The 11,862-nt window shown below is 71.8% G+C and carries 11 protein-coding genes and 2 pseudogenes; 6 read left to right on the forward strand and 7 right to left on the reverse strand.

Annotated elements, in window-relative coordinates; all coding sequences use genetic code 11:
• The coding region (locus B7767_RS19225; RefSeq protein WP_107486174.1) for an SMI1/KNR4 family protein at positions 1-1,800 on the forward strand (1,800 nt) is incomplete at its 5' end.
• 174 nt (positions 1,801-1,974) lie between these two features.
• On the opposite strand, the pseudogene B7767_RS49350 reads toward B7767_RS19225, so the two are convergent.
• Positions 1,975-2,541: pseudogene (locus B7767_RS49350) on the reverse strand (trypsin-like serine protease); the annotation flags it as partial.
• 124 nt (positions 2,542-2,665) lie between these two features.
• Between B7767_RS49350 and B7767_RS44705 the strand changes: the two are divergent.
• The gene (locus tag B7767_RS44705) at positions 2,666-4,273 is read left to right on the forward strand and encodes a PE-PGRS family protein (RefSeq protein ID WP_143652551.1); all 1,608 of its coding nucleotides are present in this window, start codon (positions 2,666-2,668) and stop codon (positions 4,271-4,273) included.
• Positions 4,274-4,610: 337 nt separating this feature from the next.
• Here the strand turns inward: B7767_RS44705 and B7767_RS19240 are convergent, their stop codons facing one another.
• On the reverse strand, positions 4,611-5,552 hold the full coding sequence (locus tag B7767_RS19240; RefSeq protein ID WP_085573259.1) for a sigma-70 family RNA polymerase sigma factor: 942 nt from the start codon (positions 5,550-5,552) through the stop codon (positions 4,611-4,613).
• A 10-nt stretch (positions 5,553-5,562) separates the two neighbouring features.
• On the reverse strand, positions 5,563-6,771 hold the full coding sequence (locus tag B7767_RS19245; RefSeq protein WP_085573260.1) for an NAD(P)/FAD-dependent oxidoreductase: 1,209 nt from the start codon (positions 6,769-6,771) through the stop codon (positions 5,563-5,565).
• Between the two features lie 366 nt (positions 6,772-7,137).
• Between B7767_RS19245 and B7767_RS19250 the strand changes: the two genes are divergently transcribed.
• Positions 7,138-7,407, forward strand: a complete 270-nt coding sequence (locus tag B7767_RS19250) for a hypothetical protein (RefSeq protein ID WP_256923490.1) — start codon at positions 7,138-7,140, stop codon at positions 7,405-7,407.
• Positions 7,408-7,453: 46 nt separating this feature from the next.
• On the opposite strand, the gene B7767_RS19255 is transcribed toward B7767_RS19250, so the two are convergent.
• From B7767_RS19255 to B7767_RS19265, 3 genes are all read right to left on the reverse strand, one after another.
• Positions 7,454-7,600 carry a DUF397 domain-containing protein gene (locus B7767_RS19255; RefSeq protein ID WP_085573261.1) on the reverse strand — a complete coding sequence of 49 codons (147 nt, stop codon included), beginning with the start codon at positions 7,598-7,600 and terminating at the stop codon, positions 7,454-7,456.
• A 77-nt stretch (positions 7,601-7,677) separates the two neighbouring features.
• A complete protein-coding gene (locus tag B7767_RS19260; protein ID WP_085573262.1) occupies positions 7,678-8,658 on the reverse strand; it encodes a hypothetical protein in 981 nt (326 codons plus the stop codon).
• Entirely contained in the window at positions 8,655-9,323 is a 669-nt protein-coding gene (locus tag B7767_RS19265; protein WP_085573263.1) for a hemerythrin domain-containing protein, read from the reverse strand. The genes B7767_RS19260 and B7767_RS19265 overlap by 4 nt, the downstream gene beginning before the upstream one ends.
• Before the next feature lie 128 nt (positions 9,324-9,451).
• Here B7767_RS19265 and B7767_RS19270 point away from each other — a divergent pair, with 128 nt between their 5' ends.
• Positions 9,452-10,084, forward strand: coding sequence for a TetR/AcrR family transcriptional regulator (locus tag B7767_RS19270; RefSeq protein ID WP_085573264.1), 633 nt, complete (start codon positions 9,452-9,454; stop codon positions 10,082-10,084).
• Positions 10,085-10,154: 70 nt separating this feature from the next.
• Here the strand turns inward: B7767_RS19270 and B7767_RS49355 are convergent.
• Positions 10,155-10,310, reverse strand: a pseudogene (locus tag B7767_RS49355) (ISL3 family transposase); the annotation flags it as partial.
• 190 nt (positions 10,311-10,500) lie between these two features.
• Between B7767_RS49355 and B7767_RS19275 the strand changes: the two are divergent.
• Positions 10,501-10,968 carry a hypothetical protein gene (locus tag B7767_RS19275; RefSeq protein WP_085573265.1) on the forward strand — a complete coding sequence of 156 codons (468 nt, stop codon included), beginning with the start codon at positions 10,501-10,503 and terminating at the stop codon, positions 10,966-10,968.
• A gap of 126 nt (positions 10,969-11,094) precedes the next feature.
• Positions 11,095-11,862: hypothetical protein (locus B7767_RS47330; RefSeq protein ID WP_218775803.1), on the forward strand; the 768-nt coding region annotated here is incomplete at its 3' end.

The following is an 11,862-nucleotide window of genomic DNA, read 5'->3' on the forward strand; positions in this document are numbered from 1 at the left end:
ACGCCCCCCGCCGACCTGGCGCTCGCCGCCCCGCCCGCGGCCGAGGAGGAGATAGCCGCCGCCGAGGAGCGCCTGGGAGTCCGGCTCCCTCCGTCCTACCGGCGGTTCCTCGGCGTCAGCAACGGCTGGCGGCTCGACGGGGGATCCGTCTACCGGCTGGGCGCGGCCCACGAGATCGGCTGGTTCGGGGATCCGTTCGACATGACCCCGGCCTACCAGGAGGGGCTGACCGAGCGCTCGACCGAGCAGGAGGTGCTGCTGGCCGGGATGTGGCGGCGGGCACTGCAGCTGGAGACCGACTCGGACATGTCCTACGCCCTGCTGGACCCGGGCGACACCGACGAGGACGGCGAGTGGGCCCTGTACGTCTACAAGGGGTGGAGCGGCGAGTTCCCGGACCGGTATCCGTCCTTCCGTGCCTATATGCAGCGGATGTACCAGAGCTTCCACTCCGACCGGGCGCACGATCCCGGCTTCGTGAACGACACCACCCGGGCCCTGGACGCCGACGTCGAGCGGGCGCGGGAGGAGGCCCTGAGCGGGAGGTGGGAGACCGCCCGGGAGCTGCTCACCGAGGCGCACCGCTACGGGCGTCCCCGCGCCTGGGGCATGCTGCAGCAGTTGGCGGCGCTGTCACACGGCGGCGGGTACCACGGATTCGGTGGGCTCGTCGCCGATCCGCGCTACACGGGCGAGCTGGTGCCCGTGATGGCCGCCGCGCACCTGCGGGACGAACGCCCCGGCGCCTCTCCCCGCCGGTTCGTGCTGGGCACCGCGACCGACGACGACGTCACGGAGGCCGCGGACGCGATCCTCGCCCGGGTCCGCGACGGCTCCTACCGCTACGCACCGGACGGCGCCTTCGGGGAGGCGGTGGCCGAGGCGTGGGAGTCGGCGAGGTGGGGGGACACGGACACGGCGTGGCGGCTGATCCGTGCCGCGCTGCCGTCGTGGTCGCCGCCGGGGCCGGACCTGCTGGCACCGGTCGGTCTGCTGGGGGACCCCGTGCTGGGTCCGGTGGTGACGCGGGAGCGCGGCCTGGAGCTGCTGGCCACGCCCCGGGCCGGCCGAACGGGCCCGGTGCCCGATCCGGTGCCGGACCTGGATCCGCCGGGACTGTGCTGGCTGGCGGAGACCCAGCGGTGGAACGCCCCGTACGGCTCCTACCGGTGCCTGTGGGTGGAGGGTGCGGAGCCGGAGGCGCTGCCCGGCCTGGTCGGGGAGGACGGGGGTACGGGTCTGACCGCTCCGCCCAGCCGTCCCGCCGGGTGGTTCCCCTACGACATCGGGCAGCGGGACGACTCGGCGCCGTGGGAGGACCGGGCCGTGGTGGCGGTGGGCCGGACGGGCTCCGGGTGGGCGTTCGGCTTCGACACGGCCCCGCGGCCGTCGGAGCCCGGGGGCTTCTTCGTCTCCCCGGCCGTCGCCGCCTCGCGCGACGGACGCGCGGTGGTGCTGTGGGTACGCCGCGGTCGCGACGACGTCCCGGCGGTGTTCCACCTCTCGGTCGCCGAGGGGGGCGAGGAGCTGTACGCGTACACGCTGCGCGGCACGGACGTCGAGCGCACGGGCCCGGTGCCCGAGGCCCTCGACCCGGAACTCGTCCTGCACGCCGTCGACGAGGCGGACCGCGAGCGGCACCTGCTGGCCGCCGTACAGGACGAGTTCGGCCTCTCCCTGCCCCGGCACGCCCTGGCCGAGGGCGTCCTGCCGCACCTGACCACCCGGTCCTGGAACCGCGCGCCGCGGGAGGGCGAGTCCTACGCGTACGTCACGGTCCACATCGGGCGGCGCCTGTGACGAAGACGCACGCCGCCCGAGCGCTCCGCGGCACGGGCCGCGAGGACGGATCCACTCGTTGATCCAGATGCCGAAGTCCCGTGTGGCCGTGTGGAAGTCCTGGAAGCCCAGGCGCGACCCCGCGCCACGGGTCGGCGTGCCCTTGGCTATCGCGCCGCCGCCGGCCGAGGCGGTACAGACCGGGCCGCCGCTGTCACCGCTGCGGGCCACGTCCCGGCCGTCCATCTGCTCCGCCTCCACCAGGTCCTCGGAGTCGCTGTAGGGGAGGAGGACCTTGATGTTGCAGACCGGGCCGCTCGTGACCCGGGCGCTGGTGATTCCGGACTGGCACAGGTACTCACCCGGGAAGACGTGGCCCCAGCCGTCGACCCGTACGCCCGCGTTGCTGTCGGGTCCCCCGGTGTACGTGAAGTTGTCGGAGTTCGTGGGGATGAGCATCACGTCGTGGGGGTCACTGGACTTGGTGGAGGTACCGACGTAGGCGCCCTGCGGGTTGGTGAACCGGTTGCCGCTCCGACCGCAGTGCTCAGCGGTGAGCAGGTAGGTCGTGTTCACGTCCCGCACACCGAACCCGGCCGTGCACGCACCGCCGTTGACCGCCGACGGGCCGGAAGGCGACCTGACTCCACGCCCGTCGGGGCGCCTGTCCACCCACGCGGGTACGGGATCCCACCGGGAGCGGAATTCCCGCATACGCCGAGCGGACGAAAGGGCAACGCTCTGCCCCGGCAGATGCCCCATCCCCCCTTCCGACAGGACCGGGGGCGGGTCAGTCTGAGGGATGCGTACACGGCGGCAGCAGCGACAGGAGCGGCAGCAGGACCGGGACGCGCGGCAGAGACGACCGGGCTTCCCGTCGCGGACGGTGGATGACCCCACCGGTCTGCTGGCGCTCCAGCGCACCGCCGGGAACCGGGCCGTGACCACAGCGGTCCAACGGGGGCAACAGGGGGAGACCAAGGCGGACCCTCCTCCCGACGAGGCCTCCCTGGAGACGTCCACCGACCCGGACGCGGTGATCGTGCGGCTGGCCCGGTCGATCGAGGAGCACGCGCGCCAGAAGAAGCGGAAGTTCAACATCTGGGAGCCGCACAAGAAGTGGCCGGAGGACTGGCTGCTTCCCGATGCCAGGTTGCGGTGGGTCCTGGAACGGCGGCTGGTCCTTGGAGAGGTCTTCCAGGAAAAAGAGCTCAAGGACATCGAGTCGCTGTCGGAGAAGCGGCCGGCGTGGCTGAACCGTGTGGGCATCGGCACCATGGCGGACGGCCTCAGGATCGCCGAGGGCCGGAGGTCCGCCGCGGCGAGGACAAGCACATCCGAGGACAAGGGCAAGGGCAAGGTCACGGAGGAGAAGCCCGACTACTCGGACTGGCTGAAGCTCACTCCGGGCCGGCGCATCCTCGCCGCGACGCTCGCCTTCCGGACCCAGCGACCCGCCCCCGGCGCCCCCATCCCGATCAACCCCGCCTACACCCTGGGCCGTTTCATGCGGACCCAGGGGCTCGCCGGGGACAGTGAGGAGCGCCGGGAGCTGGAGGCGGAGCGGGACACGCAGATCCGGGAGACGGCCCTCGACACCCTGGTCCCGGAGAGCGTGCCGGAGGGCCGGAAGCACCCCGGGGCGGAAGAACTCGCACCGGAGCACGAGTCGCAGGACGCCTTCGCCCGGAAGATCCTCACCAACGTCCTGCTGATCCTGCAGCACGGCCTGCAGTACACCAAGGACAAGAAACACGTCGACTACCGGGAAGGCGACGTCATCCGGGCCCTCGCGCACGGCGGACGCGTGAACATCCGCATCCCCGCCCTCCAGGACGGCGACGACCCCCATCAGTTGCTCGAATTCCTCGGCGTCACCGAGGACGGCAAGCAGGACGAACACGTCAAGGAACGCGGCTTCGCCACGCACCGCTCCTCCATCGGCCGGAACAAGGACGGGACGTCCGGCCACTTCGTGGAGAAGGGCGGCCTCGGGGCGTCACTGACGAATGTGGCGTCGAAGGCCGTCCCGGGCGTGGTCACCCCGAAGCTGCTGGGGATCGACCAGGCGATCGGCGGCATCGGCACCAAGGACTGGAACGGCGACGTCATCCTCCCCAACGGCTCCTACGGTCACATGCTCCTGGTGTTCACCGCACCGACCACGTCCACGGACGGCTCCCTGCTCGTCGGCATCGAGACGATCGCGCCGGGTGCCTCCAGCCCGGTCGGCTACCACCACGGCGTCAAGTCCACGGAGACGACCGCCAACCCCGAGTCCGCGTTGCACGGCCACAAGCCGGACAAGATCGGCGACGGCAAGATGAAGAACAACCAGCGGCTGGTGGAACTGGCGAGGATGGGCGGCGACGGCAAGAGCTGGCACGCCTTCCTCGACGAGATCAAGAGCGACTGGGCGGACCGGGTCCGGGCGGCCAGGACCTCGGAGGAGAAGCGGGAGCTCTACAAGACACTGGTCGGCCGGCGGGGGTAGGAGGGAGCCGTCGAGGAACCCTCTCCGACCGGACCTCCGGACCGGAGCCGACGCAGGTGGCTCCACGAACGCCTCGTCCGGCATCCGGCGCCCTTTTCCTCCGTACCGCAGACGGCCCCTCACACCGTCCCGCGCTCACCTCCGGACTGACGGTCCGTCCACTCCTCGCGTCCGTACGCCGACTCGGCGTACGGAGTGCCGTGCTCGTCCCCACCCCGTCGGACCGGCCCGGAGGAACGCTTCGGCGACGAGGCGAAGGCGGCGGCCTGGCCCGGTCGCGGCCCCGTGGCCGTGCCCGTGGTGGTCCGGAGGCGTCACCGGGTTCCGTTGGCGCCGGTCACCATGCGGTGATGACCGGGGCGCCGGGTTCGTGCCGCCGCCAGGCCTGGTTGAGGCGCGCGAGCTGGTCCGGGGCGGCGATGCCCCGCAGGAACGCGACCCTGCCGTCGTCGACTTCGAAGGCGACGGCGCCCACGACCCGGTCGTCGATCACCGCGAGGAGGGCCGGGGAGCCGTTGACCGGCGCGATGTGGAACACGGGCGAGCCGCCGGCCAGCCGCCGCTTCGCCGGCGTGGGCCTGAACCCCGCCCGCACGAAGGAGGCGACGCGCTCGCGCGTCGTGAACCGCAGCAGCCGCCTGGCCCGTCCGGCACCGTCCGAGACCGCCGTCACGTCGTCGGTGAGCAGCTCGACCAGCCGTTCGGTGCGTCCCGACGTGGCGGCGGCGAGGAACTCCTCGACGACCCGGCGCGCGGAGGCGGGGTCCACCTCCTCGCTGCCACGGCGGCGCTCGGCGGCGACCCGGACCCGGGCCCGGTGGGCGTGCTGCTGGCTCGCGGACTCGGTGACGTCGAGGATCCGGGCGATCTCGGCATGGCTGTACGAGAAGGCCTCGCGCAGGACGTAGACGGCCCGCTCGACCGGTGAGAGGCGCTCCATGAGGGTCAGTACGGCCAGGGACACCGATTCGCGCTGCTCGAAGGTGTCGGCGGGGCCGAGCATCGGGTCGCCCTCGAGGAGCGGCTCGGGCAGCCAGGCACCGGCCGCGCGCTCGTGGCGCGCCTGCGCCGAGCGGAGCCGGTCGAGGCAGAGGTGGGTGACGACCTTGGTCAGCCACGCCTCCGGCACCTCGATCCGTTCGCGGTCCGCGGCCTGCCAGCGCAGGAAAGCGTCCTGCACGGCGTCCTCGGCGTCGGCGGCCGAGCCGAGCAGACGGTACGCCAGCGAGGCCAGCCGGCCCCGGCCGGCCTCGAAACGTTCGACGGCTGCGCTGTCCATGCGGAGCAGCCTATGCGGCGGCCCTCGCGCCGGCCCGGTCGGGCGCACCGGCCGGGCCGGGCGCGGTGGCCAGGCGGCGCTTGCGCTTCGGCATGCCGAAGGTCGGGTGGACGATGCCCCACCCGGCCCCCTTGAGCACGCCCGACTTGATCCGTGCGGCGGTCCGGCCGCCCAGGTACCAGGACTTCGGCCGGACGTCCCCGTCCACCATCTGGATGATCGCGTCCCGCCGGCCGAGGCTGATGTGGTTGCCGTAGTACTTCAGCGCGGTGGTCGGGACCTCACCGCCCGTCAGGCGCGCGATGATCGCGGCGGTCGCCTGCATGTTGGTGATGCCGGCCGAGGCGCAGGACATCGGGAGCGGCCGGCCGTTCTCGCCGATCGCGTAGGCGCAGTCGCCGGCGGCGTAGACGTCCGGGTGCGAGACCGAGCGCATGGTGCCGTCGACGACGATCTGGCCGGTTCCGGCGACCTCCAGGCCGCTTGCGGCGGCGAGGGGGTGTACGGCGAACCCGGCCGACCACACGGTCACGTCGGCCGGGACGGACGTGCCGTCGGCGGCGATCGCGCGCGTCGGCTCGACGGCTTCGACGGCGGTGTGCGCGTGGACGGTGACGCCGAGCCGGTCGAAGGCCTGGCGCAGGTGGCGGCGGGCCTTGGGCGAGAGCCAGGCGCCCGGCTCGCCGCGGGCTGCGAGCGCGACCGAGAGGTCGGGGCGGGACTCGGCCAGTTCGGTGGCGGTCTCGATGCCGGTCAGCCCCTCGCCGACGACCAGCACGGTGCCGCCCTCGCCCAGACCGGCCAGGCGCTCGCGCAGCCGCAGCGCCGAGGACGCGCCGGTCACGTCGTAGGCGTGCTCGGCCGCACCGGGGACGCCGTGGTGGGCGACGGAGCTGCCGAGCGTGTAGAGGAGCGTGTCGTACGCGAGTTCGCCGTCGCCGTCCTCGCCGGTCACGGCGACGGTCCCGCGGTCGGGGTCGACGCCGGTGACGCGCGCCACGCGCAGCCGCACCCCGGTGCCCTCGAACACGTCGGCGAGCTTGCGGGACGTGATGTCCTGGCCGCTCGCGAGCTGGTGGAGCCGCATCCGCTCGACGAAGTCGGGCGCGGCGTTGACGACGGTGATCTCGGTGTCCGCGGGAGAGAGCCGACGGGCCAGGTTCCCGGCGGCGAAGGCCCCGGCGTATCCGGCGCCGAGGACGACGATGCGGTGCTTCATGGCGATGCTCCTGCCTGTCTCGTTCGCGTGCCCCTTGAACGAGACGGCTCCCCGATTGCTGACAGCATCCGGATGTGACGTGGGTCACCGAACAGGGAGGGGTGGCCGGGCCTCCTGCGGACTCCCGGGCCCGCACCGGGCGGCCGCGACGGGGCGATGGCCGACCACGGACCGGAAGGACCGGCCCCGGCCGCCACCACACCCGCGCTCCCCGCCCGGCCCTGCGGAAGATCCGGCGCACCGTTCACTCCTCACATCCGTACGCTCACTCCGCGTACGGGGCGCGGTGCTCGCCGCCGCCCGCGTCCCTCGCCGCCCTACGCGCTCAGCCGGGCCCGCGCCCCGGACAAAGCCCTCCCCGCCAACGTGGCCGTTCGAGAACGCGAGAGACCCTCAGCGGCACGCAAGAGGTACGCGGCGCGCAACACGCCGACCGCGAAGAACGCCAAGCAGGCGAAGGCGACTCCGGCCAAGCGTGCGGGCGGCAAGAAGCCCGCCCCGAAGAAGTCCACGGCGAAGAGCGCCGCCCCGCAGCCGAAGCCCGCACCTGTGCGCGACCCCGGTGACCGTCTCATCAACCGCGCGGCCCTCGGCTACGGCTCCACGGACGAGACCAAGCGCCCCCGAACGCGCTGAGGGCGTGCCGTCCGCCACTCCGGCGGACGGCACGCCCTCAAGTCGCTCAGCGCTCCGACGCGAACCGTACGAACCGCCCCCGGCCTTCGCGGCCGACGGCGAGGGACGAGCGGGTCACGTCCTTGGAGTCCCGTACGTGGACGGCCTGTTCGGCGATCGCGACCTCCACGCAGCTGTCACCCCGGAGAGGCAACGTGGAAAACGTTCACAGACGGATTCCAGGCAGAGGGTGGGTGCCACACGTACTCCCGGGTCACTCCGGAATCCGGGCTACGCGCCGGGGCGGACGCCGGCTGCGAGGTCGTGCAGGTGCGCGGTGGTGCCGTTGCGTCGTGCGCGGCGCAGCCCCTGTTTGGCCAGCAGGCCGTTGGCCACGGTCATGACCGTCCTGCTGGGCGGCGCCGTCATGCCGACCGATGTGTGGGGGGCGTACAACGCCTCTCCGTCGTCGACGGTCAGCCAGCCGGTGACGGTGCGCATGCTCACACCGACGCACTGCGGTCGGAACGCGTGGGCGAGGAATCCCGCTCGGCGTCCGCCTGGTGGCAGGAGTTCGGGCGGTGCGTCGAGGCGCAGCCCGGTCTCGTCGTGTCCGGTGACCGTCACCGGGAGGATGACGGGACTGCCGTCGGCCCCCTCGTACGCCAGCAGGCGATGCGGGAGGGCGGCGATCCGCCGGGCGAGCTTGGAGACGGGTATCCGGGGTGTCGTGCCGTTCTTCGGGGGGCGCTGTTCGGCGGGATGCCGTGGCCAGGACGGGCCGGTCACGGTTGCCGGTCCGTGTGCCGAGAGGTGGGGCCAGGTGCTGATGCGTTCCAGGCCGACGTCGACGAAGACACGCTCTTGGTGGTATTCGCGCAGCAGCCAGTCCCACACCCTTCCGTGCTTGGTCTTCCCGAAGAACGGCTCTGTGGCGTCCATCAGCCCTGCCAGCCGCTGTGCCGAGGGCTGAAGGTCCACCGATGCCTTGCCCTGGGCGAGGACGTAGTGACTGTGGGCGGCGAATCCGTGCGTGCGCGTGTGATAGGCGAGGGCGACGCGGGGGTTGTTCAGGATGCGTTCCAGCTTCTTCGGGAAGCCCAGCGAGGTGGTGAAGCTGACCTGGTTGGCCGCCCGGTTCGCGAGCCCTACCGGTGAGACGCTGGTGACCACCGCGCCTCCGGCGGGGGTGAGGTAGGCGACCGCGACGGTCAGGTCGCCCGTGATCGCCTCGTACGCCGTGTCCGGCCAGCGGAGGTGTGTGTCCGTCACGAGCCGATACCTCGCAGCACTCGCAGGTCGGCGGCGGCCTGGTCGCGCAGGGCGGGCAGCAGCGACTTCATCGGCGGCGGCATGTTCACGAATATCGATTCCACCTCGGCCGGCGTGCCCGCCTCGTCGAGGAGGCCGATCATCAGATGCCCGGCCACCGGGGGCGTGGTGGCGATGACTCGTTGGGCGAACTCCGCCCACTGCGCGGGCGTGATGTGCGCCCGCAGGGCGGGGAACAGAACCGGTTCCTCGTGGGCCAGGTGGTCGCGCACGCTGTCGCGCACCGCGACGGCCGCCTCGCGCAGTGCGTGCCGGTCGTCTTCGTTCAGGTTCTCGCCGTCATGGTCTTTCGCGCCGGTGAGGCCGATGTCGGCGAGGCGGTCGAGCGCGATGTCCAGACGTTCGTGTTCTTCGCTCAGGTCGTCGAGTGCGTGCTTCGCATCGGGCGCCGCGGTCAGGATGAGCGGCCACAGCCACTCGTCTTCGGTCTCGTGGTGGTGACGCAGGTTCACCACGAGGAAGTCCCGTAACTGCGCGAGCGCTTGGCGAGGCACGGAGGGGTGCCCGGCGGCGTCCACGAGCAGCCCGGTGGCCAGTCTGTGTGTCTCATGGGTGAGCCGCGTTTCCACGACGGCTTGTGAGTCACGCCCGGCGTTCATGTCCATGGGGTGCGAAACCTTCGGGTTGAGGGGTGCATGGTGCATGGCCTTCCCGTCCGGAAGGGAAGTCCCATTTTGAAGTTACAGCATCTGCAATGAATACGCTTGCCCTTACCTCGGGGTAAGGTGGGGGCATGTCCGCACCGACCCGGAGTTATCGATCGCCACGGCGCGAGCGGGGCGCGGCTCAGACCCGGCAGGACATCCTGGCGGCCGCGCGTGAGCTTTTCATCGCGCAGGGCTATGCACAGGTGACGATGGGGCACATCGCTCGCGCGGCCGGCGTCGCGACCAAGACGCTGTACGCGAGCGTGGGGACCAAGACGGAGCTCCTGCACGCCCTCCTGGCCACGGACGTGGCGGACTCGCGGACCACCGGGCTCCTTGAGGAGGTGTTCCGGAGCGAGGACCTCGCCTCGGCGGTCGCATGCCTGGCGCACGGTGTCCGCGACAACACCGAACGCTTCGCTCCGTCCATCGACCTGGTCTACTCCTCCATGGCGAGCGACGCCAAAGCGCGGGAGGTGTGGGACTACGTCGTCACGCAGTACCGCCAGGCGCTTCGCGAAGCCGCGGAGCACCTGGTCTCCATCGGCGCAGTGGCTCCGCATCTCGACGTGAACGGTGCGGCGGACCGTCTGTGGCTGTGCTTCGGGCTGTCGGCATGGCGATCGCTTGTCGTCGACTGCGGCTGGAGCTACGACGCCGCGGAGCACTTGCTCTCCCGCCAGGCCCTGAACATGCTCGAGGACCCTGTCCCGGCATAGGCGAGGCGGGCGTTTCCTTCTCGCGCCGCCACCACGCGGCGTGGACGGCGGTCCGGGCCGGCCGGGGGGCTGTCGAACGAGCGGCCCTGCCCCCTATTCGGTCCAACACCACGGGCGTCCGCTCACGGAAGGTCCGTCGGCAGCCGCGTGGGGGACACACCGGACGCCGCACCCGCACACGGACCACCACCCGGCGGTCGTCCACCGGCACGTCGGCGACGGTCCGCGCGCCACGACGGCTCCTCGCGCCGCCCGCGTCCACCTCCAGCCTGACGGATCATCAGACGTACCGTCCACTCTTCGTGTCCGTACGCTGACTCACCGTACGAGGTGCCACACTCCCCCTCCCCGCCGCCGGCCGGACCGGGTTCCTCCCCGCGTCCGGCCGCCGGCGCTCCTCGCGACGGGAGCAGCACGTGCACCACCACGCCTACCTCTGGACCGGCCCGAAGGCGCGCTTCGACGACGAGGCGCTGCGGCGGCCCCCGCACCCCGAGCCGCCCCCGGCCGGGAGCAGGCCGGAACTGATCGAGCGCTACCGCCAGGTGGCCGCGGAGTTCCGCACGTCGGACCTTCCGCCCCTGGAGACGGCGTACTGGCTCGTCAAGCCCCGTTCACTGGTCCGGGGCACCTGGCACGAGGCGAAGGAGGCGGCGGCCTGGCTCGGTGAGCGGCTGGCCGAGCACACGCCCCGGTTCGCGGCGGAGGCCGACCGGGACACCGCACGCCTGGCCCGGCTGGTGGACGCCGCCGCCGAACGTTTGCGCGCGGGCGCCGACGTGTCGTACGGCCACTACCTCGAACGCCCCTCGTACCTCACCCTGGCCGTGGTCACGTGCTCCCCGAACCGCACGCTCCCCGAACTGGCCTGCCCGTGCGCGTAGAGCAGACCCGGCACTCGCCCCCGCCCCGACCGCACGCCTCGGCGTCAACCGCAGAGATATCCACCAAACGGGTGATCACACCTCAAAAGGCAACGAATGTTCTTGCTTCGCGCATAGTTTCACCTCATGCCCAACGTCAGTCACGACACCCTGCACGGCTTCCTGCCGGGACGCCCGAAAGCGCTGAACCGTGCGCTGGACCTCCTGGACCTCGGAATCCCGCCCGGTGTCACCACCGAGATCCTCCCGACGGACGCGTCCGGCGCCCCGAAGATGTTCGCCCGGCAGATGGACTCCGTGCTGCGGGTGGTCCGTCCCGACGGACGTGATCCGTTCATCCTGCTGGTCGAGGCGCAGACCCGCATCGAGACGAAGAAGCAGACCTCCTGGCCGTACTACGTCGCGTACTTGCGCGACCGGTACAGACTCGAGGTCGTCCTGCTGGTCCTGTGCGTGGACACGGCGACGGCGGCGTGGGCGGCCAGACCCCTGCACACCGGTCTGGGGCGCCCCACCCAGGTGACGGTGCCCCACGTCCTGGGCCCGGCGAACGTTCCGCGGGTGAGCCGGGTCCAGGACGCCTCGGCCGACCTGGACTTCGCCGCGTTCTGCCTGTGGATCCACAGCAACGCCCCGGACATCGAGGGCATACTGACCGTCATGGGCGAGGCCTTGGCCCAGGACACGGACCGCGAAGCGCGGGACGACCTGGCGGGACTGATCGAGGACGGCTTGGGCAGCGAACACGCCCGGAAGATCTGGAGGAACCTGATGGAACCCCTCTTCACCCCCAGGCGAGGCACCATCGTGGGCGACGCCCGCCTCGCAGGACAGGAAGAAGGACTCAAGGAAGGACTCAAGGAAGGACGCGAGGAAGGACGCGTGGCCGGAAAG

The organism is Streptomyces sp. 13-12-16 (assembly GCF_002114215.1).
GTDB lineage: Bacteria > Actinomycetota > Actinomycetes > Streptomycetales > Streptomycetaceae > Streptomyces.

What these genes read in the sequence shown, in the direction of transcription:
- B7767_RS19240 (WP_085573259.1), bottom strand. Translation starts at nt 5,552, where the DNA reads ATGGACAGCGCAGCCGTCGAACGTTTCGAGGCCGGCCGGGGCCGGCTG.
- B7767_RS19245 (WP_085573260.1), bottom strand. Translation starts at nt 6,771, where the DNA reads ATGAAGCACCGCATCGTCGTCCTCGGCGCCGGATACGCCGGGGCCTTC.
- B7767_RS19265 (WP_085573263.1), bottom strand. Translation starts at nt 9,323, where the DNA reads ATGGACATGAACGCCGGGCGTGACTCACAAGCCGTCGTGGAAACGCGG.
- B7767_RS19270 (WP_085573264.1), top strand. Translation starts at nt 9,452, where the DNA reads ATGTCCGCACCGACCCGGAGTTATCGATCGCCACGGCGCGAGCGGGGC.